This is a genomic window from Flavobacterium sp. CFS9, assembly GCF_041154745.1.
Lineage (GTDB): Bacteria > Bacteroidota > Bacteroidia > Flavobacteriales > Flavobacteriaceae > Flavobacterium.
In genome coordinates, this window is sequence record NZ_AP031573.1 from 4,829,716 (window position 1) to 4,856,027 (window position 26,312).

Consider the following 26,312-nt stretch of genomic DNA (forward strand, 5'->3'; position numbering starts at 1 on the left):
GTTTTAAAATTATATTTCTATAGTTACATTGTAGTTTTCACTGTCTTCATGATCCTCATTAAAATCTTGTTCAAAAAATTCAATAAGCGATGCCAACTCTACAATTGTTGCATGTTCAAATACTTCGCGGATGGATACTTCTATCATCAAAGCCTTACGGATCATTGAAACTAAACGTGTAGCCAGTAAACTGTGACCTCCGAGCTCGAAAAAGTTATCATAAATTCCTATTTGTTCTACACCTAACAGGTTTTGCCAGATTGCTGCCAACTGCTCTTCTGTCTCATTACGCGGAGCGACGTATTCGGTACTCGATAAGTCTGAACCATCCGGATCCGGCAATACTTTTTTATCCAGCTTTCCGTTACTGGTGAGCGGCATTTTTTCTAAAGTCACCCACAATTGAGGAACCATGTATTCCGGTAAGCTCAACTTTAATTGGTTTTGTAGTCGCTCTTTGTCTAATGCTCCTTCTAAAACTACATAACCTACCAGACGTTTATTGCCTGCTGTATCTTCTTTGGCCAAAACACAACATTGGTTTACGCCCACTAAAGAAGACAAGGCGTTTTCGATCTCGCCTAATTCTATTCGATAGCCGCGGATTTTAACCTGATCGTCTTTTCTGCCGATGTATTCTATGTTTCCATCCGGAAGCCAACGTGCTAAATCGCCTGTCTTATAAATTCGCTCTCCCTCTTTGAATGGATTTGCTATAAATTTTTCCTTTGTTAATTCTTCCTTGTTCAAATATCCTCTGGCTACCTGAGCTCCTCCAATACACAATTCGCCAATTACACCTATTGGTACTAATTGATTTTGATGATCTAAAACATATAAACTGGTATTGGCTACCGGTTTTCCAATTAAAACCTGAGATAAAACATCTTCCAGAGGTACTTCCCATGAACTCACATCAATTGCAGCTTCTGTAGGACCATATAAGTTATCTAATCGAACATTCCTGAATTTTTCTTTAAATAAGAGTACCTGATCTACTTGTAAAGCCTCTCCACTACACAGAACCTGTTTTAACGATTTACAGTCTCCTAAATTAATATCTTCTAAGAAAACTCTCAACATCGAAGGAACAAAATGAATCGTTGTGATGTTTTCCTTTTCTATAATATGCTTTAAATATTCAACATCTTTATGTCCTTCGGGTTTGGCAAAAACCAATCGTGCTCCACAGCTAATAGCCCATAAAAATTCCCATACCGACACATCAAAACTAAAAGAGGTTTTCTGTAGAATTGCATCATCACTCTTAAGCTGATAATGGGATTGTGTCCATAATAGACGATTCACAATACCACTATGTTCATTCATCACTCCCTTAGGTGTACCGGTACTTCCTGAGGTATATATCACATATGCTAAATTAGAGGCCGTCAGCACAGTACTAAGCTCTACTGTTGGATAACCTGAGATAAGATCCCAATCTTTATCCAGACACAGAACGGATATATCCTCACCTCTGTTTATAACATTACAACTGGTTTGACTGCTTAAAACCAAATCAATACCAGCATCTTTAAGCATATAAGCGATACGATCTGTTGGATACTCCGGATCAATAGGAACATAAGCGCCTCCTGATTTTAAGATCCCAAGAATACCAATTAGCATTTCTAAACTGCGCTCCAGACAGATCCCTACAAGAGTATCGGGTTTTACACCCTGCTCGCGTAAATAGTGTGCCAACTGATTGGAGCGCTCGTCTAATTCTTTGTAGGTTAGTTTTGCATCTTCATAAACAACTGCAATAGCCGTTGGTGTTTGCTTAACCTGCTCGGTAAATAAATCAACTATTGTCTTATCTGATGGATAGGCAGCTTCAGTGTTATTGAAAACATTCAATAATTGATGCTCTTCTGCCTGGCTAAGCATGGACAGAGTACTGATTGGTTGTTTGGTACTGCTTACAATACTTTGCAATAATTCCTGATAATGCAGCAGCATACTCTCGATTGTAGCCTTATCAAATAAAGCTGTGCAATAATTTACCGCTAATGAAATACCATTGTTATTTTCTGATGCACTAAATGTCAAATCAAACTTAGAACTAACCGTATCAAACTCATATTCAGAAATAATAATATTATTTAATTTGTTCTCTTTTTGGACTTGATTATCTCCCTCATTTTGTAATACAAACATCACCTGAAACAGCGGACTCATGCTCCTATCACGGCTTGTAACCACACGATCTACCACCTTCTCAAATGGGGTTAACTGATGGTCGTAACCTTCTAAAGTGGTTTGTTTTACTCTTGACAACACATCCTTAAAACTCGGATCGCCGCTCAAATCACTGCGAAGCGCCAAGGTGTTGACAAAAAAGCCAATCATTCCTTCTAATTCCGCTTGGGTTCGATTTGCAATTGGTGTTCCAACACAAATATCTTCCTGACCGCTGTAACGCGACAACAAGATCTTAAAAGCGGATAATAAAAGCATAAACAAGGTTACTCCCTCCTCTTTACAGATCGTGTTTAATGATGCGCTCAGCTTCTGATCTAAGACTAAAGAGACAGCTGCTCCCGCATTGCTCGGAACCGAAGGACGGGGATAATCTATTGGTAAGGACAAAGTACTTACGCCACTTAGTTTGGATTCCCAATACGACAACTGATCCTCTAAAACTGCTCCTTCTAAATAGTTGCGCTGCCAAATCGCATAATCGGCATATTGTAAATGAAGTGTTGGTAGATTAGGTATGCTGTTGGATTGTAATGCACTATATAATTGTGTAAACTCATTCACCAAAATTCCCTCTGACCAGCCATCACTGGCGATATGATGAAACACGCATACCAACACATATTTCTGATTCCCTAAAGTGTATAAACACGCACGCAGTTTGTAATCTTTCGATAAATCAAAAGGTTTATGGGCATAGTCGGCGATCTGATTTTTTAATACGAATTCATCCGACACCACCTCCGTATCCAGTGACCAGCCTTCTGCACTGATGATTTGCTGATAAGCGATGCCTTCTTCTGATAAAAGCATACTGCGTAAGACCTCATGACGCGAAACAATACCATGCAGGGTTTGTTCCAACAGCGACATCTCTAAGGCTCCTTCTAAGCTCAAAACTATAGGGATATGGTATTCGGTACTGCCCTGAAGCTGATCCAAAAACCATAGTCGTTCCTGACTAAACGATAAGGGAATTCGAACTCCTCTTTCTTGAGCAACAATAGTTGGTAGTAAAAGCTGTTTATCTCTTGACAACAAGAGCACTGAGATCTCAAAGATACTTTGATATTCAAAAACCTCATAGATTGACATTTCAACTTCAAACACTTTACGTATCATCGATATCATTCTAATGGCCAGTAAACTATGACCGCCCAACTCAAAGAAATTATCATAAACTCCTACTCGTTCTACGTCTAACAAATTCTGCCAGATTTCTGCTAATTGCGCTTCTGTTTCATTACGTGGCGCTATATATTCTTTACCGGATAAATCTGAGCTATCCGGATCAGGTAATACCTTTTTATCAACTTTACCATTAGTGGTTAATGGAAAACTATCTAATACTACCCACAACTGAGGTACCATATAGTCCGGTAATTTCGATTTTAGTGATTCTTGTATCGATTGCTTATCAAAATCATCTTCAGATACAACATAACCTACCAGACGCTTGCTATCATTTGCTCCTTCCCTGGCCAATACACAACACTGTGTAATTCCTGCTAAAGAAAACAATACATTTTCGATCTCGCCTAACTCTATTCGATATCCGCGTATTTTAACCTGATCATCTTTTCTGCCAATATATTCTATATTTCCATCAGGTAACCATTGGGCCAGATCACCTGTTTTGTATAGTCGTTCCCCTTCAATAAAAGGATTCCTTATAAACTTCTCTCTCGTTAAGTCATCTCTATTCAAATAGCCACGAGCTATACCAGCTCCTGATATGCATAATTCTCCAATTACTCCGATGGGAACTGTATTTTGACTATCATCAAGTATATAAATTTGGGTGTTGGCTATTGGTGTTCCTATAGGAACCGTTGTACCCATATCACCACTAAAGATAGTGGCGCAAATACTGGCTTCTGTGGGGCCATAAGCATTGATGTATTTTCCTGTTTTTGCAAATAACTTTGCCTGTTTTAATGGTGCTTGTTCTCCTGCTGTTATCAATGTTTTTATGCCAGATATTTGATTACAATCTAATAATGTTAAAAAAGCAGGAGGTAATGTGGCTATGGATATTTGATTTTTTGCAACATAATCGACAAAATAACTCACATCAAGTTTATTCCCTTCTTCTATTATATATAATTGTGATCCTGATAATAACGATATAAAAATCTCTGATATGGAAGCATCGAAAGAATGACTTGCAAATTGTAAACAACTATCAACTTCGGTTACTGAAAAAGTTTTTATTTGTGATACTATTGTATTGACAATACTACCATGCTCGATCATAACTCCTTTTGGATTGCCTGTACTTCCGGAAGTATAAATTACATAAGCTAAATCTGAAGATTTAACATTACTAGTTTTTGAATCTACTTCTGTAACCTCTTTCGATATTTTTTCAAACTCGATGTCTATTGAAAATATCTTTGTATTATAGTCCATCACTTCAAATAAGCTTTCTGAATCTATAATTAATAATTTTACATTGGCATCTTCTATAATAAATGACTTACGTGTATCTGGATAATCTTTGTCAATTGGTAAATAACAAGCCCCTGATTTCATAATACCTAACATAGAAACAATTGACCATATATTACGATCTATCATTACTCCTACTATATCTTCTGATTCTAACTGACCTGTATTCTTTAAATAATACGCCAAACAATCTGATTGTTCATTTAGTTCTTTATAAGTTAATACTTCATTTTCAAACGCGACAGCAATATTATTTGGGGTTCTCTTAACCTGTTCTTCGAATAAATCAACTAGAGTCTTGTCTTTTGGATAAGCAACTTGGGTGTTATTAAATTCATAGAGTATTTGATGTTTTTCTTCAATAGATAACATCTCAAGCTTATTTATTGGTTCATTTAAATTTTTAATTATACTACTGATGATTTCTTCAAAATGAATGATCATAGATTGAATAGTATCACTTTTGAACAAATCTGTACAATATTCAATATTGAATAAAATCTCTTTTTCTGTCTCTACAGCATTAAATGAAATATCCAATATAGAACTTATATGATCTCTTTCATAGCTGTCTATCGTTATTTGATCTAAAAATGCTTCTGTTGATCTTGGAGTATTATCTAATAAAAATTTTACCTGGAACAAAGGGCTCATACTCGTATCCCGAGTTGTCATCACCCTGTCTACAATTTTTTCAAATGGAGCACTCTGGTTATTATAAGCACTTAAAGTAGTTTCTTTAACCTGAACTAATAAATCCTTAAAGGAACTTTGGGAATCTATCCTAGTGCGAATCGTTAGATTATTAATAAAAAATCCTATTACTCCTTCTAATTCAGCCTGTGTTCTATTGGCTATAGGCGTACCAACGCAAATATCCTCTTGCCCGCTATATTTATATAACAACACTTTGAAAGCCGATAATAACAGCATAAACATCGTAACCCCTTCCGATCTGCAAATTGAGTCTAATGCAACTTTTTCTTCTTGATTTATATGAAATGACATACTCGCTCCTGATCTACTCTGAATCGATGGTCGCACATAGTCTGTAGGTAGCAATAATGGTAATACTCCTTGCAATTGATCATCCCAATAACTCAACTGGGTCTCCAAAACTTCCCCTGAAATATATTTACGCTGCCAAATAGCATAATCCGCATACTGGATTGGTAACGTAGGTAAATTTGGATTCCTGCCTTGAGTCATGGCATTGTACAGTTCTATAAACTCATTTACCAAAATACCCTCTGACCAACCGTCACTGGCAATATGATGCAACACACATGCTAAGACATACTGCTCGTTACCCAAGTCATACAGGCAACTTCTTAACTTATAATCCTTCGATAAATTAAAGGGCTGGGCCAGATAACGATCCAGACTGTTTTCTAGTAAAGTTACATCAGATATTGCAAGCTGATCCAAAGACCAGCCTTCTGCACTGATGATTTGCTGATAACCGATACCTTCTTCTGATAAAAGCATACTGCGTAAGACTTCATGGCGCGAAACTATACAATGCAAGGTTTGTTCCAGTATCGATACGTCTAATGCGCCCTCTAAACGAAGAACAATAGGTACGTGATATTCTGTACTGCCTTGAAGTTGATCCAAAAACCATAATCGTTCCTGACTAAACGATAAAGGAATACGAGCCGGACGTTCTTCTGCAACAATACCTGGTAATAAAACCACTTCAGACTGTGCCGCTATATGGGTTCCTAAGTCTGAGATTGTGGCATGTTCAAATACTTCGCGGATGGATACTTCTATCATCAAAGCCTTACGGATCATCGAAACTAAACGTGTAGCCAGTAAACTGTGACCTCCGAGTTCGAAAAAGTTATCATAAATCCCTATTTGTTCTACGCCTAACAGGTTTTGCCAGATTGCTGCTAATTGGATTTCTGTCTCATTACGCGGAGCGACAAATTCTTTACTGGATAAGCCTGAAAAATCAGGATTTGGTAATGACTTTTTATCCAGCTTTCCGCTACCGGATAATGGCATTGTATCTAATGCCACCCACAATTGAGGAACCATGTATTCCGGTAAGCTCAACTTTAATTGATTTTGTAGTCGCTCTTTGTCTAATGCTCCTTCTAAAACTACATAACCTACCAGACGTTTGTTGCCTGCTGTATCTTCTTTGGCCAAAACACAACATTGGTTTACGCCCACTAAAGAAGACAAGGCGTTTTCGATCTCGCCTAATTCTATTCGATAGCCGCGAATTTTAACCTGATCGTCTTTTCTGCCAATGCATTCTATGTTTCCATCCGGAAGCCAACGTGCTAAATCGCCTGTCTTATAAATTCGCTCTCCCTCTTTGAATGGATTTGCTATAAATTTTTCCTTTGTTAATTCTTCCTTGTTCAAATATCCTCTGGCTACCTGAACTCCTCCTATACACAATTCGCCAATTACGCCTATTGGTACTAATTGATTTTGATGATCTAAAACATATAAGCTGGTATTGGCTACCGGTTTTCCAATTAAAACCTGAGATAAAACATCTTTCAGAGGTACTTCCCATGAACTCACTTCAATTGCAGCTTCTGTAGGACCGTATAAGTTATCTAATCGAACATTCCTGAATTTTTCTTTAAATAAGAGTACCTGATCTACTTGTAAAGCCTCTCCACTACACAGAACCTGTTTTAACGATTTACAGTCTCCTAAGTTAATATCTTCTAAGAAAACTCTCAACATCGAAGGAACAAAATGAATCGTTGTGATGTTTTCCTTTTCTATAATATGCTTTAAATATTCAACATCTTTGTGTCCTTCGGGTTTGGCAAAAACCAATCGTGCTCCACAGCTAATAGCCCATAAAAATTCCCATACCGACACATCAAAACTAAAAGAGGTTTTCTGTAGAATTGCATCATCACTCTTAAGCTGATAATGGGATTGTCCCCATAATAGACGATTCACAATACCGCTATGTTGATTCATCACTCCCTTAGGTGTACCGGTACTTCCTGAGGTATATATCACATATGCTAAATTAGAGGCCGTCAATACAGTCCTAAGCTCTACTGTTGGATAACCTGAGATAAGTTCCCAATCTTTATCCAGACACAGAACGGATATATCCTCACCTCTGTTTATAACATTACAACTGGTTTGACTGCTTAAAACCAAATCAATACCAGCATCTTTAAGCATATAAGCGATACGATCTGTTGGATACTCCGGATCAATAGGAACATAAGCGCCTCCTGATTTTAAGATCCCAAGAATACCAATTAGCATTTCTAAACTGCGCTCCAGACAGATCCCTACAAGAGTATCGGGTTTTACACCCTGCTCGCGTAAATAGTGTGCCAACTGATTGGAGCGCTCGTCTAATTCTTTGTAGGTTAGTTTTGCATCTTCATAAACAACTGCAATAGCCGTTGGTGTTTGCTTAACCTGCTCGGTAAATAAATCAACTATTGTCTTATCTGATGGATAGGCAGCTTCAGTGTTATTGAAAACATTCAATAATTGATGCTCTTCTGCCTGGCTAAGCATGGACAGAGTACTGATTGGTTGTTTGGTACTGCTTACAATACTTTGCAATAATTCCTGATAATGCAGCAGCATACTCTCGATTGTAGCCTTATCAAATAAAGCTGTGCAATAATTTACCGCTAATGAAATACCATTGTTATTTTCTGATGCACTAAATGTCAAATCAAACTTAGAACTAACCGTATCAAACTCATATTCAGAAATAATAATATTATTTAATTTGTTCTCTTTTTGGACTTGATTATCTCCCTCATTTTGTAATACAAACATCACCTGAAACAGCGGACTCATGCTCCTATCACGGCTTGTAACCACACGATCTACCACCTTCTCAAATGGGGTTAACTGATGGTCGTAACCTTCTAAAGTGGTTTGTTTTACTCTTGACAACACATCCTTAAAACTCGGATCGCCGCTCAAATCACTGCGAAGCGCCAAGGTGTTGACAAAAAAGCCAATCATTCCTTCTAATTCCGCTTGGGTTCGATTTGCAATTGGTGTTCCAACACAAATATCTTCCTGACCGCTGTAACGCGACAACAAGATCTTAAAAGCGGATAATAAAAGCATAAACAAGGTTACTCCCTCCTCTTTACAGATAGCATTTAATGAAGTTTTAAGCTTCTGGTCTAAAGCTAAAGAGACAGCTGCTCCCGCATTGCTCGGAACCGAAGGACGGGGATAATCTGTTGGTAAGGACAAAGTACTTACGCCACTTAGTTTGGATTCCCAGTACGACAACTGATCCTCTAAAACTGCTCCTTCTAAATAGTTGCGCTGCCAAATCGCATAATCGGCATATTGTAAATGAAGTGTTGGTAGATTAGGTATGCTGTTGGATTGTAATGCACTATATAATTGTGTAAACTCATTCACCAAAATTCCCTCTGACCAGCCATCACTGGCAATATGATGAAACACGCATACCAACACATATTTCTGATTCCCTAAAGTGTATAAACACGCTCGCAGTTTATAGTCTTTTGATAAATCAAAAGGTTTATGGGCATAGTCGGCGATCTGATTTTTTAATACGAATTCATCCGATATGATCTCTGTATCCAGTGACCAGCCTTCTGCACTGATGATTTGCTGATAAGCGATACCTTCTTCTGATAAAAGCATGCTGCGTAAGATCTCATGACGCGAAACAATACCATGCAGGGTTTGTTCCAACAGCGACATCTCTAAAGCGCCTTCTAAACTCAAAACTATCGGAATATGGTATTCAGTACTGCCCTGAAGCTGATCCAAAAACCATAGTCGTTCCTGACTAAACGATAAGGGAATACGCTCCGGACGCTCTCCCCCTGTAATAACCGGAAGTAAAATACCTTCTGACTGAGATGATAAATGAGTTTCTAAGTCTGAAATCGTGGTATAGGCAAAAACATCCGCAATTTCAATCTCTTTAGAGAGTTCTTTACGGATCATCGAAACTAAACGCGTAGCGAGCAAACTGTGACCTCCAAGTTCAAAGAAATCATCATGAATTCCTGCTCGTTCTACCCCTAACAGGTTTTGCCAGATCCCGGCTAGCTGTGTTTCTGTATCATTACGAGGAGCTACATATTCTTTACTCGATAGTCCTGAACCATCCGGATCTGGTAATGCTTTTTTATCCAGTTTTCCGTTACCGGTTAATGGCATTGTATCTAATGCCACCCATAATTGAGGAATCATGTATTCAGGCAAACTTAATTTTAATTGGTTTTGTAATTGCTCTTTGTCTAATGCTCCTTCTAAAACTACATAACCTACCAGACGTTTGTTGCCTGCTGTATCTTCTTTAGCCAGAACACAACATTGATTTACACCCGCTAAAGAAGACAAGGCGTTTTCAATCTCCCCTAATTCTATTCGATAACCGCGAATTTTAACCTGATCGTCTTTTCTGCCGATATATTCTATGTTACCATCCGGAAGCCAGCGTGCTAAATCACCCGATCGGTATAATCTGGAAGTTTTATCCGCACTAAACGGATTCGCTATAAACTTCTCATTGGTTAAGTCTTCTCTATTTAAATAACCTCGTGCTACTCCTGCTCCCGAGATACACAATTCTCCTTCTACTCCTATGGGAACCAAATTTAAATGAGCATCCACTATGTAACATCCTAATGTTGGAATTGCAGTACCTATATTACTGATCAGACTCTGTGTATCTGTCTCTGTAATCTCTTTGTAAGTGACATGTACAGTTGTTTCTGTGATGCCATACATGTTGATTAGTTTACAATCTGCATAAGAACGCTTCCATCTTTCCAAATAAGTAGAATTCAGAGCCTCTCCTCCAAAAATTACATAACGCAGAGAATGTGATGAGCTTTTGGATAAAAATTCTTCCTGAAGTACGTAAAATGAACCTGGTGTCTGGTTTAAAACTGTTACACCTTCTTTTATTAATAATTCCTTAAAAGAAACAGCATCTTTTGTTAGGGCCTTAGGAACAACCACTAAACGGCCTCCATGCAATAAGGCGCCATACATTTCCCATACTGAGAAATCAAAACAAAAGGAATGAAACAAAGTCCAGACATCACCGGACCCAAAATCATATAACGGGGATTCGTTTTTAAATAATCGAACTACATTTTTATGCGTTATCAAAACTCCCTTAGGTGTACCGGTGCTTCCTGAGGTATATATCACATATGCTAAATTAGAGGCCGTCAGCACAGTACTAAGCTCTACTGTTGGATAACCTGAGATAAGATCCCAATCTTTATCCAGACACAGAACGGATATATCCTCACCTCTGTTTATAACATTACAACTGGTTTGACTGCTTAAAACCAAATCAATACCAGCATCTTTAAGCATATAAGCGATACGATCTGTTGGATACTCCGGATCAATAGGAACATAAGCGCCTCCTGATTTTAAGATTCCCAAAATACCAATTAGCATTTCTAAACTGCGCTCCAGACAGATCCCTACAAGAGTATCGGGTTTTACACCCTGCTCGCGTAAATAGTGTGCCAACTGATTGGAGCGCTCGTCTAATTCTTTGTAGGTTAGTTTTTCATCTTCATAAACAACTGCAATAGCCGTTGGTGTTTGTTTAACCTGCTCGGTAAATAAATCAACAATTGTTTTATCTGATGGATAGGCAGCTTCAGTGTTATTGAAAACATTCAATAATTGATGCTCTTCTGCCTGGCTAAGCATCGACAGAGTACTGATTGGTTGTTTGGTACTGCTTACAATACTTTGCAATAATTCCTGATAATGCAGCAGCATACTCTCGATTGTAGCCTTATCAAATAAAGCGGTGCAATAGTTTAAGACTAATGAAATACCATTGTTATTTTCTGATGCACTAAATGTCAAATCAAACTTAGAACTAACCGTATCAAACTCATATCCGGAAATAATGATATCATTTAATTCGTTCTCTTTTGGGACTTGATTATCTCCTTCATTTTGTAATACAAACATCACCTGAAACAGCGGACTCATGCTCCTATCACGGCTTGTAACCACACGATCTACCACCTTCTCAAATGGGGTTAACTGATGGTCGTAACCTTCTAAAGTGGTTTGTTTTACTCTTGACAACACATCCTTAAAACTCGGATCGCCGCTCAAATCACTGCGAAGCGCCAAGGTGTTGACAAAAAAGCCAATCATTCCTTCTAATTCCGCTTGCGTTCGATTTGCAATTGGTGTTCCAACACAAATATCTTCCTGACCACTGTAACGCGACAACAAGATCTTAAAAGCGGATAATAAAAGCATAAACAAGGTTACTCCCTCCTCTTTACAGATCGTGTTTAATGATGCGCTCAGCTTCTGATCTAAGACTAAAGAGACAGCTGCTCCCGCATTGCTCGGAACCGAAGGACGGGGATAATCTGTTGGTAAGGACAAAGTACTTACGCCACTTAGTTTGGATTCCCAGTACGACAACTGATCCTCTAAAACTGCTCCTTCTAAATAGTTGCGCTGCCAAATCGCATAATCGGCATATTGTAAATGAAGTGTTGGTAGATTAGGTGTGCTGTTGGATTGTAATGCACTATATAATTGTGTAAACTCATTCACCAAAATTCCCTCTGACCAGCCATCACTGGCAATATGATGAAACACGCATACCAACACATATTTCTGATTCCCTAAAGTGTATAAACACGCTCGCAGTTTATAGTCTTTTGATAAATCAAAAGATTGGTTGACATAGTCGGCGATCTGATTTTTTAATACGAATTCATCCGATATGATCTCTGTATCCAGTGACCAGCCTTCTGCACTGATGATTTGCTGATAAGCGATACCTTCTTCTGATAAAAGCATGCTGCGTAAGATCTCATGACGCGAAACAATACCATGCAGGGTTTGTTCCAACAGCGACATCTCTAAAGCGCCTTCTAAACTCAGAACTATCGGAATGTGGTATTCAGTACTGCCCTGAAGCTGATCCAAAAACCATAGTCGTTCCTGACTAAACGATAAGGGAATACGCTCCGGACGCTCTCCCCCTGTAATAACCGGAAGTAAAACACCTTCTGACTGAGATGATAAATGAGTTCCTAATTCTGAGATTGTAGTATGTTCAAATACTTCACGGATAGAAACTTCTCTTTTTAAATCCTTACGAATCATCGAAACTAAACGCGTAGCGAGTAAACTGTGACCTCCGAGTTCAAAGAAGTTGTCATAAATTCCTACTTGTTCTACCCCTAACAGGTTTTGCCAGATTTCAGCTAATTGGGTCTCTGTTTCGTTGCGGGGCGCTACATATTCTTTACTCGATAGTTCTGAACCATCCGGGTCAGGCAATGCATTTTTATCTACCTTACCATTACTGGTAAAAGGTATTGCTTCGAGTTGAATAAATTGATTCGGAATCATAAACTTAGGAAGCACTTTGGACAATTGTGTTCTTAAATTCCCAGTATTTATTTCTTCTGTAAGTTCTAAAAAAGCGACTAAACGTTTATTTGAGTTTTGATCTGCTTTTACAAGTACTACTGCTTTTCTAACTTCCTCTAGTTTTAGTAGTGCATATTCTATTTCGCCCAATTCTATACGATGACCACTAATTTTAACCTGATCATCTTTTCTTCCCATAAACTCTACTGTTCCATCAGGTAACCATCTTCCTATATCTCCGGTTTTATATAACTTTTCGCCAGATTTAAAAGGATGTTCGATAAACTTCTCTATCGTTTGTAATGGTTTATTTAAATAACCTCGGGCAATACCATCTCCGGATACACAAATTTCTCCTAACAAACCTATGGCAACCAAAGAGTCTGCTTCATCCAAAATATAAACCTCAGAATTGCCTACAGGCCCGCCAATAGGTATGATAGTATATTCTACATCGTTCGCAAATCGATAAATAGTTGAATCAATCGTATTCTCAGTTGGTCCATATGAATTGTACAGTGCTATTAAATATCTGCTGCCAAGTCTGCTGTTAAAAGTATTGACTACTTTGGTATTTATTTTATCACCGCCTGATACCACATGACGCAAACTTTGCAATTTCTTGAGATCAGTATCCGATATGTAATCCAATATATTTTGTAACAATAAAGGCGGCATATTCACCTTTGTTATCTCATATTTTTGGATAGTGTCAATAATGTTCTGAAATAAATCATCTTTGAAATTTACTGACGCCATAACACAGCAGCCTCCAATTGTAAAAGGCATCAGATACTCTTCAATAGCACCATCAAAGCTAAATGAACGATAAAATAAAACCTTATCCTCAGCCGTCATGGCATAATATAGTTTATAAAACTGTAAGCGGGATGCCAGTGATCTATTACTAATTTCTACGCCTTTTGGCTGTCCGGTACTTCCGGATGTATAAATTATATAAGCCAAATTCTCCCCAGCTGAGATTCTGTGGATTGATTCCGTTGATTCACGAGCTATTACATCCCAGTCGCGGTCTAATAAAATAATATCTAAATTCGCTTTATCTGGAAATGCAACTAAGCTCTTACTATCACTAAGTAAAAATTTCACACCTGAATCCTCTAACATATAAGCTATACGGTCTGCCGGGTACTCCGGATCGATTGGAACATAAGCACCTCCTGATTTCAATATCCCTAAAATACCAATAAGCATCTCGAAAGAACGATTAATACAAATACCTATCAGATCTTCTTTTCCTACTCCTTTATTTATCAAAAACCTTGCGAACTGATTGGATTTCACATCCAAATCCTCATAAGTCAGTTCCTGATTATTAAAAATAACCGCTGTCGCTTTTGGTCTTTCAGACACCTGTTCTGAAAACAAATCTACAATTGTCTTGTCCTTAGGATAATCAATAGAAGTAGCATTAAAAACATTCAGTAATTGATGTTCTTCTTCCTGAGGTAATATTGATAATTTACCTATTGGTTTATTGATATCTCTAATAATATTCTTCAATAACTCCTGGTAATGCAAAAGCATTCGATCGATCGTAATCTTGTCAAATAAAGCCGTACAGTAATTTACTGTTAGTAAAATACCATTGCTGTTTTCTGCTACACCAAGGGTTAAATCAAACTTGGAAGTTACCGTGTCAAACTCGTATTCCGAAATAATAATATCATGTAATCCCCTGTCTTTTTCTCCCTGACTATCAACTTCATTTTGCAATACAAACATAACCTGAAACAATGGACTCATGCTCATATCACGGCTTGTAACCACACGATCAACAACCTTCTCAAATGGAGTTAACTGATGATCATACCCCTCCAGAGTGGTCTGTTTTACTCTCGACAACAAATCCTTAAAACTCGGATCTCCGCTTAAATCACTGCGAAGTGCCAAAGTATTGACAAAAAAACCGATCATTCCTTCTAAATCAGACTGGGTTCTATTGGCTATTGGTGTTCCTACGCAAATATCATCCTGTCCGCTGTAGCGCGATAACAAAATCTTAAAAGCTGATAGCAATAACATAAACAGCGTTACACCTTCTTCTTGGCATATAGAACTTAGTGAAGTGCTTATTTTTTTATCCAATTCTAAGGAAATACTTCCTCCTGCACTGCTCTGTACAGAAGGTCGTACATGATCCGTCGGTAAGGACAAAGTGCTTACATTGCTTAGTTTTGCTTCCCAGTACGATAACTGATTATCTAAAACCTCACCTTCTAAATAATTACGCTGCCAAATCGCATAATCAGCATATTGTAAATGAAGCTCAGGTAAATCAGGAGTGCTGTTCGATTTCAGAGCGCTGTACAGCTCCACAAATTCATTAACCAAAATTCCCCCCGACCAGCCATCACTTGCAATATGGTGGAAAACACAAGCTAAAACATATTTCTCATCTCCTAATATATATAAACATGCTCTTAATTTATAATCATTTGACAGATTAAATGGAGTATTTAGATATTTATGTAAGTGCTTCTCCAGCATTTCTTCATCTGATACTGCCTCTTGTTCCAAAAACCAATCCCCTGCCTCAACAACCTCCTGATACCCAATCCCATCTTCTGATAAAAGATTCGTGCGTAATACTTCATGACGCGAAACAATAGTCTGTAATGATTCTTCTAAAATTGAAATATTTAATACTCCACCTAAACGTAACACTAGAGGCATATTATATTCTCCGTTACCGCCCAATTGATCCAGAAACCATAAACGCTCCTGACTATAAGATAAAGGAATTTGTTTGAGAAGACTTCTATCAAATGGCTTTACAGTATGCTTTCCTAATCCCTTATTGTTATTTCTATTTACTTCAAATTTTTCAAGATGTTTAATAATAAGATCTTTATTATTTTTTACATCTGATAACAATGTATCATTAATATTCTCGTTTTCTGATTTCAAAACCAAGTTACCGCCTTCTAACTCTAACCTCACCCCCTCATCTTGAGCTCTTTTTAAAAGATTTAATATTTTGTCCATTATATTGTTATTATTTTTTTATAAGTGATGTCTTGGCTTTCTTTTTCTTTAATTTCTTTGTGCCTCAAATAGGTCCCTAATTCTTCTATTCTTGTGAATTCAAATATATCTTTGATTGTAATTTCAATCTCAAATTCCTTACGGATCATCGAAACTAAACGTGTAGCCAGTAAACTATGACCTCCGAGCTCAAAAAAGTTATCATGAATCCCTATTTGTTCTACACCTAACAGGTTTTGCCAGATTGCTGCCAACTGCTCTTCTGTCTCATTACGCGGAGCGACGTATTCGGTACTCGATAAGTCTGAACCATCCGGATCCGGCAATACTTTTTTATCCAGCTTTCCGTTACTGGTGAGCGGCATTTTTTCTAAAGTCACCCACAATTGAGGAACCATGTATTCCGGTAAGCTCAACTTTAATTGGTTTTGTAGTCGCTCTTTGTCTAATGCTCCTTCTAAAACTACATAACCTACCAGACGTTTATTGCCTGCTGTATCTTCTTTGGCCAAAACACAACATTGGTTTACGCCCACTAAAGAAGACAAGGCGTTTTCGATCTCGCCTAATTCTATTCGATAGCCGCGGATTTTAACCTGATCGTCTTTTCTGCCGATGTATTCTATGTTTCCATCCGGAAGCCAACGCGCTAAATCACCTGTCTTATAAATTCGCTCTCCCTCTTTGAATGGATTTGCTATAAATTTTTCCTTTGTTAATTCTTCCTTGTTCAAATATCCTCTGGCTACCTGAGCTCCTCCAATACACAATTCGCCAATTACACCTATTGGTACTAATTGATTTTGATGATCTAAAACATATAAACTGGTATTGGCTACCGGTTTTCCAATTAAAACCTGAGATAAAACATCTTCCAGAGGTACTTCCCATGAACTCACATCAATTGCAGCTTCTGTAGGACCATATAAGTTATCTAATCGAACATTCCTGAATTTTTCTTTAAATAAGAGTACCTGATCTACTTGTAAAGCCTCTCCACTACACAGAACCTGTTTTAACGATTTACAGTCTCCTAAATTAATATCTTCTAAGAAAACTCTCAACATCGAAGGAACAAAATGAATCGTTGTGATGTTTTCCTTTTCTATAATATGCTTTAAATATTCAACATCTTTATGTCCTTCGGGTTTGGCAAAAACCAATCGTGCTCCACAGCTAATAGCCCATAAAAATTCCCATACCGACACATCAAAACTAAAAGAGGTTTTCTGTAGAATTGCATCATCACTCTTAAGCTGATAATGGGATTGTGTCCATAATAGACGATTCACAATACCACTATGTTCATTCATCACTCCCTTAGGTGTACCGGTACTTCCTGAGGTATATATCACATATGCTAAATTAGAGGCCGTCAGCACAGTACTAAGCTCTACTGTTGGATAACCTGAGATAAGATCCCAATCTTTATCCAGACACAGAACGGATATATCCTCACCTCTGTTTATAACATTACAACTGGTTTGACTGCTTAAAACCAAATCAATACCAGCATCTTTAAGCATATAAGCGATACGATCTGTTGGATACTCCGGATCAATAGGAACATAAGCGCCTCCTGATTTTAAGATCCCAAGAATACCAATTAGCATTTCTAAACTGCGCTCCAGACAGATCCCTACAAGAGTATCGGGTTTTACACCCTGCTCGCGTAAATAGTGTGCCAACTGATTGGAGCGCTCGTCTAATTCTTTGTAGGTTAGTTTTGCATCTTCATAAACAACTGCAATAGCCGTTGGTGTTTGCTTAACCTGCTCGGTAAATAAATCAACTATTGTCTTATCTGATGGATAGGCAGCTTCAGTGTTATTGAAAACATTCAATAATTGATGCTCTTCTGCCTGGCTAAGCATGGACAGAGTACTGATTGGTTGTTTGGTACTGCTTACAATACTTTGCAATAATTCCTGATAATGCAGCAGCATACTCTCGATTGTAGCCTTATCAAATAAAGCTGTGCAATAATTTACCGCTAATGAAATACCATTGTTATTTTCTGATGCACTAAATGTCAAATCAAACTTAGAACTAACCGTATCAAACTCATATTCAGAAATAATAATATTATTTAATTTGTTCTCTTTTTGGACTTGATTATCTCCCTCATTTTGTAATACAAACATCACCTGAAACAGCGGACTCATGCTCCTATCACGGCTTGTAACCACACGATCTACCACCTTCTCAAATGGGGTTAACTGATGGTCGTAACCTTCTAAAGTGGTTTGTTTTACTCTTGACAACACATCCTTAAAACTCGGATCGCCGCTCAAATCACTGCGAAGCGCCAAGGTGTTGACAAAAAAGCCAATCATTCCTTCTAATTCCGCTTGGGTTCGATTTGCAATTGGTGTTCCAACACAAATATCTTCCTGACCGCTGTAACGCGACAACAAGATCTTAAAAGCGGATAATAAAAGCATAAACAAGGTTACTCCCTCCTCTTTACAGATCGTGTTTAATGATGCGCTCAGCTTCTGATCTAAGACTAAAGAGACAGCTGCTCCCGCATTGCTCGGAACCGAAGGACGGGGATAATCTATTGGTAAGGACAAAGTACTTACGCCACTTAGTTTGGATTCCCAGTACGACAACTGATCCTCTAAAACTGCTCCTTCTAAATAGTTGCGCTGCCAAATCGCATAATCAGCATATTGTAAATGAAGTGTTGGTAGATTAGGTGTGCTGTTGGATTGTAATGCACTATATAATTGTGTAAACTCATTCACCAAAATTCCCTCTGACCAGCCATCACTGGCGATATGATGAAACACGCATACCAACACATATTTCTGATTCCCTAAAGTGTATAAACACGCACGCAGTTTGTAATCTTTCGATAAATCAAAAGGTTTATGGGCATAGTCGGCGATCTGATTTTTTAATACGAATTCATCCGATATGATCTCTGTATCCAGTGACCAGCCTTCTGCACTGATGATTTGCTGATAAGCGATACCTTCTTCTGATAAAAGCATGCTGCGTAAGATCTCATGACGCGAAACAATACCATGCAGGGTTTGTTCCAACAGCGACATCTCTAAAGCGCCTTCTAAACTCAAAACTATCGGAATATGGTATTCAGTACTGCCCTGAAGCTGATCCAAAAACCATAGTCGTTCCTGACTAAACGATAAGGGAATACGCTCCGGACGCTCTCCCCCTGTAATAACCGGAAGTAAAATACCTTCTGACTGAGATGATAAATGAGTTTCTAAGTCTGAGATTGTAGTATGTTCAAATACTTCACGGATAGAAACTTCTCTTTTTAAATCCTTACGAATCATCGAAACTAAACGCGTAGCGAGCAAACTGTGACCTCCGAGTTCAAAGAAATCATCATGAATTCCTGCTCGTTCTACCCCTAACAGGTTTTGCCAGATTTCAGCTAATTGGGTCTCTGTTTCGTTGCGGGGCGCTACATATTCTTTACTCGATAGTCCTGAACCATCCGGATCCGGTAATGCTTTTTTATCCAGCTTTCCGTTACCGGTTAATGGCATTGTATCTAATGCCACCCATAATTGGGGAACCATGTATTGTGGCAGACTTAATTTTAATTGGTTTTGTAATTGCTCTTTGTTCAATGCTCCTTCTAAAACTACATAACCAACCAGACGTTTATTACCTGCTGTATCTTCTTTAGCCAGAACACAACATTGATTTACACCCGCTAAAGAAGACAAGGCGTTTTCGATCTCGCCTAATTCTATTCGATAGCCGCGAATTTTAACCTGATCGTCTTTTCTGCCGATATATTCTATGTTACCATCCGGAAGCCAGCGTGCTAAATCACCCGATCGGTATAATCTGGAAGTTTTATCCGCACTAAACGGATTCGCTATAAACTTCTCATTGGTTAAGTCTTCTCTATTTAAATAACCTCGTGCTACTCCTGCTCCCGAGATACACAATTCTCCTTCTACTCCTATGGGAACCAAATTTAAATGAGCATCCACTATGTAACATCCTAATGTTGGAATTGCAGTACCTATATTACTGATCAGACTCTGTGTATCTGTCTCTGTAATCTCTTTGTAAGTGACATGTACAGTTGTTTCTGTGATGCCATACATGTTGATTAGTTTACAATCTGCATAAGAACGCTTCCATCTTTCCAAATAAGTAGAATTCAGAGCCTCTCCTCCAAAAATTACATAACGCAGAGAATGTGATGAGCTTTTGGATAAAAATTCTTCCTGAAGTACGTAAAATGAACCTGGTGTCTGGTTTAAAACTGTTACACCTTCTTTTATTAATAATTCCTTAAAAGAAACAGCATCTTTTGTTAGGGCCTTAGGAACAACCACTAAACGGCCTCCATGCAATAAGGCGCCATACATTTCCCATACTGAGAAATCAAAACAAAAGGAATGAAACAAAGTCCAGACATCACCGGACCCAAAATCATATAACGGGGATTCGTTTTTAAATAATCGAACTACATTTTTATGCGTTATCAAAACTCCCTTAGGTGTACCGGTGCTTCCTGAGGTATATATCACATATGCTAAATTAGAGGCCGTCAATACAGTACTAAGCTCTACTGTTGGATAACCTGAGATAAGATCCCAATCTTTATCCAGACACAGAACGGATATATCCTCACCTCTGTTTATAACATTACAACTGGTTTGACTGCTTAAAACCAAATCAATACCAGCATCTTTAAGCATATAAGCGATACGATCTGTTGGATACTCCGGATCAATAGGAACATAAGCGCCTCCTGATTTTAAGATTCCCAAAATACCAATTAGCATTTCTAAACTGCGCTCCAGACAGATCCCTACAAGAGTATCGGGTTTTACACCCTGCTCGCGTAAATAGTGTGCCAACTGATTGGAGCGCTCGTCTAATTCTTTGTAGGTTAGTTTTTCATCTTCATAAACAACTGCAATAGCCGTTGGTGTTTGTTTAACCTGCTCGGTAAATAAATCAACAATTGTTTTATCTGATGGATAGGCAGCTTCAGTGTTATTGAAAACATTCAATAATTGATGCTCTTCTGCCTGGCTAAGCATCGACAGAGTACTGATTGGTTGTTTGGTACTGCTTACAATACTTTGCAATAATTCCTGATAATGCAGCAGCATACTCTCGATTGTAGCCTTATCAAATAAAGCGGTGCAATAGTTTAAGACTAATGAAATACCATTGTTATTTTCTGATGCACTAAATGTCAAATCAAACTTAGAACTAACCGTATCAAACTCATATTCAGAAATAATAATATTATTTAATTTGTTCTCTTTTTGGACTTGATTATCTCCCTCATTTTGTAATACAAACATCACCTGAAACAACGGACTCATACTCCTATCACGGCTTGTAACCACACGATCTACCACCTTCTCAAATGGGGTTAACTGATGGTCGTAACCTTCTAAAGTGGTTTGTTTTACTCTTGACAACACATCCTTAAAACTCGGATCGCCGCTCAAATCACTGCGAAGCGCCAAGGTGTTGACAAAAAAGCCAATCATTCCTTCTAATTCCGCTTGCGTTCGATTTGCAATTGGTGTTCCAACACAAATGTCTTCCTGACCACTGTAGCGCGACAACAAGATCTTAAAAGCGGATAATAAAAGCATAAACAAGGTTACTCCCTCTTCTTTACAGATCGTGTTTAATGATGCGCTCAGCTTCTGGTCTAAAGCTAAAGAGACAGCTGCTCCCGCATTGCTCGGAACCGAAGGACGGGGATAATCTGTTGGTAAGGACAAAGTACTTACGCCACTTAGTTTGGATTCCCAATACGACAACTGATCCTCTAAAACTGCTCCTTCTAAATAGTTGCGCTGCCAAATCGCATAATCGGCATATTGTAAATGAAGTGTTGGTAGATTAGGTATGCTGTTGGATTGTAATGCACTATATAATTGTGTAAACTCATTCACCAAAATTCCCTCCGACCAGCCATCACTGGCGATATGATGAAACACGCATACCAACACATATTTCTGATTCCCTAAAGTGTATAAACACGCTCGCAGTTTATAATCTTTTGATAAATCAAAAGGTTGGTTGATATAGTGGGCGATCTGATTTTTTAATACTAATTCATCCGACACCACCTCCGTATTCAGTGACCAGCCTTCCGCACTGATGATTTGCTGATAAGCGATGCCTTCTTCTGATAAAAGCATACTGCGTAAGACCTCATGACGCGAAACAATACCATGCAGGGTTTGTTCCAACAGCGATATCTCTAAAGCGCCTTCTAAACTCAGAACTATCGGAATGTGGTATTCAGTACTGCCCTGAAGCTGATCCAAAAACCATAGTCGTTCCTGACTAAACGATAAGGGAATACGCTCCGGACGCTCTCCCCCTGTAATAACCGGAAGTAAAATACCTTCTGACTGAGATGATAAATGAGTTTCTAAGTCTGAAATCGTGGTATAGGCAAAAACATCCGCAATTTCAATCTCTTTAGAGAGTTCTTTACGGATCATCGAAACTAAACGCGTAGCGAGCAAACTGTGACCTCCAAGTTCAAAGAAATCATCATGAATTCCTACTCGTTCTACCCCTAACAGGTTTTGCCAGATCCCGGCTAGCTGTGTTTCTGTATCATTACGAGGAGCTACATATTCTTTACTCGATAGTCCTGAACCATCCGGATCTGGTAATGCTTTTTTATCCAGTTTTCCGTTACCGGTTAATGGCATTGTATCTAATGCCACCCATAATTGAGGAATCATGTATTCAGGCAAACTTAATTTTAATTGGTTTTGTAATTGCTCTTTGTCTAATGCTCCTTCTAAAACTACATAACCTACCAGACGTTTGTTGCCTGCTGTATCTTCTTTAGCCAGAACACAACATTGATTTACACCCGCTAAAGAAGACAAGGCGTTTTCAATCTCCCCTAATTCTATTCGATAACCGCGAATTTTAACCTGATCGTCTTTTCTGCCGATATATTCTATGTTACCATCCGGAAGCCAGCGTGCTAAATCCCCTGTCTTATACATTCGTTCGCCTTCTAAAAAGGGGCTGTCGATAAATTTCTCATTGGTTAGTTCTTCTCTATTTAAATATCCTCGCGCTACCTGAATACCTCCTACACACAATTCTCCTGTTACTCCTATTGGTAATAATCCTAAAGCCTCGTTTACTATATAGATATGGGTGTTTCCCACTGGACGGCCTATATGGATGCGATCTAAGGATTCATAGTGAGTAACCTCTAATACACTACAGCCAATAGTGGATTCAGTAGGTCCATATTCGTTAAACAGTTTAACCGATGGATCTAATTCTCCTAAATGAGACAGATCGGAATGGGTTAATTGTTCGCCACCGATGATGAATCTTTTTAATGGAGAATGACCTAAGTCTCTGAAAAAGGACAAATGTGACGGGGTTAATTTTATAGAGGTAATAGCATCATTTGAAACAATGGCCTTCAATACGGAGCTAACATCATTATCTTTGTAGATGTGCAGTTGTCCTCCTGTTAAAAGTGTCAAATAGATACTGGTCTGGGTTAAATCAAAGGATAAGGAGCTAAATAGGGGGAAACTCTGAGCGTTATCCCCGTCTCCATAACGTGAGATACTGTACGATAAGTAGTTCACCAAACTGTTATGCTCGATCATTACTCCTTTTGGATTTCCTGTACTTCCTGAGGTATAAATGACATAAACCAAATCTGATAATTGGATGGTGTTGGTTTTTAAAGCCGGGAATGATGAAGCCTGGCTTAATACGCTATCAAATTCTACGTCGATAGAAAAAATAGGAACTGCATATTCTATTACATCAAATAAGCTTTCCGATTCTATAATCAGTAATTTTACATTAGCATCTTTGACTAGAAAAGATTTGCGATTCTCTGGATATTCTTTATCGATCGGAAGGTAACAAGCACCCGCTTTTAGTGTTCCAATTATTGAAATAATAGACCAGATACTGCGATCTAACATGAGACCTACAATATCATTGGAGGTGACATGGTAGTGATTTCGTAAGTATAGCGCCAGGTCATTGGATTTTGCATCTAATTCCTGATAGCTTAATGTTTCGTCTCCACAAACAACTGCAATAGCAGCCGGGGTTTTCTTTACCTGCTCTGCAAATAAATCAACTATTGTTTTATCTAATGGATATGCTGCAGTTGTGTGATTGAATACATTGAGTAGTTGATGCTCTTCTGCCGGGGTAAGCAGAGACAGGTTTTTTACAGGCTCTGTAATATTCTTTGCAATATTTTGTAACAGTTCCTGATAATGCAATAGCATTCGCTCTATTGTTGTTTTTTCAAATAAAGCGGTGCTGTATACCATGTTCAATGAGATACCTCCCTGGTTTTCTGATATATTGAACAATAAGTCAAACTGAGAATTTACCACTTGGGTATCATAAGAGGATAAGCTGAGACCTTTTAGAGCAACAGGGTTGCTTTCCTGATTATTCTGTAAAGAAAACAATACCTGAAACAATGGACTCATGTTTCTATCACGGGTTGTAATTACCCGATCTACTACTTTCTCAAATGGGGCTAACTGATGGTCGTAGCTCTCTAAAGTGGTCTGTTTTACTCTTGACAATAGGTCCTTAAAACTCGGATTGCCGCTTAAATCACTGCGAAGGGCCAGAGTGTTGACAAAAAAGCCGATCATGCCCTCTAAATCCGATTGAGTTCTATTGGCGATTGACGTTCCTACGCAAATGTCTTCCTGACCGCTGTAACGCGATAATAAAACTTTAAAAGCCGATAATAATAGCATAAACATCGTTACGCCTTCTTCTTTACAGATCGTGTTTAATGATGCACTCAGCTTTTGGTCTATCTCTAAAGAAACAGCTGCTCCTGCATTGCTTGGAACCAAAGCACGGGCATAATCTGTTGGTAAGGATAAAGTGCTTACTCCTTTTAGTTTGGATTCCCAGTACGATAACTGATTCTCCAGAACTGCTCCTTCTAAATGTTTACGCTGCCAAATGGCATAATCGGCATATTGTAAATGAAGTGTTGGTAGATTAGGGGTGCTGTTGGATTCAAGGGAACTGTATAGTTCCATAAATTCATGAACCAAGATTTCCCCCGACCAGGCATCACTGGCGATATGATGGAAAACACAGGCCAAAACATATTTCTGATTCTCTAAGGTGTATAAACACGCGCGCAGTTTATAGTCTTTAGATAAATCAAAAGGTTTATGGGCATAGTGGGCGATATGATTTTTTAATACTAATTCATCCGATACCGTATCCGTATCCAGTGACCAGCCTTCTGCACTGATGATTTGCTGATAACCGATACCTTCTTCTGATAAAAGCATGCTGCGTAAGACTTCATGGCGCGAAACAATACCATGCAGAGTTTGCTCCAGCAGCGATATATCCAAGGCCCCTTCTAAACTCAAAACTATAGGGATATGGTATTCGGTACTGCCTTGAAGTTGATCCAAAAACCATAATCGTTCCTGACTAAACGATAAAGGAATACGAGCCGGACGTTCTTCTGCAACAATACCTGGTAATAAAACCACTTCAGACTGTGCCGCTATATGGGTTCCTAAGTCTGAGATTGTGGCATGTTCAAATACTTCGCGGATGGATACTTCTATCATCAAAGCCTTACGGATCATTGAAACTAAACGTGTAGCCAGTAAACTGTGACCTCCGAGCTCGAAAAAGTTATCATAAATTCCTATTTGTTCTACACCTAACAGGTTTTGCCAGATTGCTGCCAACTGCTCTTCTGTCTCATTACGCGGAGCGACGTATTCGGTACTCGATAAGTCTGAACCATCCGGATCCGGCAATGCTTTTTTATCCAGCTTTCCGTTACTGGTGAGCGGCATTTTTTCTAAAGTCACCCACAATTGAGGAACCATGTATTCCGGTAAGCTCAACTTTAATTGGTTTTGTAGTCGCTCTTTGTCTAATGCTCCTTCTAAAACTACATAACCTACCAGACGTTTATTGCCTGCTGTATCTTCTTTGGCCAAAACACAACATTGGTTTACGCCCGCTAAAGAAGACAAGGCGTTTTCGATCTCGCCTAATTCTATTCGATAGCCGCGGATTTTAACCTGATCGTCTTTTCTGCCGATGTATTCTATGTTTCCATCCGGAAGCCAACGCGCTAAATCACCTGTCTTATAAATTCGCTCTCCCTCTTTGAATGGATTTGCTATAAATTTTTCCTTTGTTAATTCTTCCTTGTTCAAATATCCTCTGGCTACCTGAGCTCCTCCAATACACAATTCACCAAT

The 26,312-nt window shown here is 38.5% G+C and carries 2 protein-coding genes (1 of these 2 running past the window's edge); both read right to left on the bottom strand.

What is annotated here, in order from left to right; genetic code table 11:
• Positions 1-9: 9 nt before the first annotated feature.
• Positions 10-16,059, bottom strand: a complete 16,050-nt coding sequence (locus ACAM30_RS20215; RefSeq protein ID WP_369616314.1) for a non-ribosomal peptide synthase/polyketide synthase — start codon at positions 16,057-16,059, stop codon at positions 10-12.
• On the bottom strand, positions 16,059-26,312 hold the 3' portion of the coding sequence (locus ACAM30_RS20220; RefSeq protein WP_369616315.1) for an amino acid adenylation domain-containing protein. 2,613 nt of this gene lie beyond the right edge of the window; the window shows 10,254 of its 12,867 coding nt (coding positions 2,614-12,867); the start codon falls outside the window, past its right edge; the stop codon is at positions 16,059-16,061. The genes ACAM30_RS20215 and ACAM30_RS20220 overlap by 1 nt, the downstream gene beginning before the upstream one ends.

What these genes read in the sequence shown, in the direction of transcription:
- ACAM30_RS20215 (WP_369616314.1), bottom strand. Translation starts at nt 16,059, where the DNA reads ATGGACAAAATATTAAATCTTTTAAAAAGAGCTCAAGATGAGGGGGTG.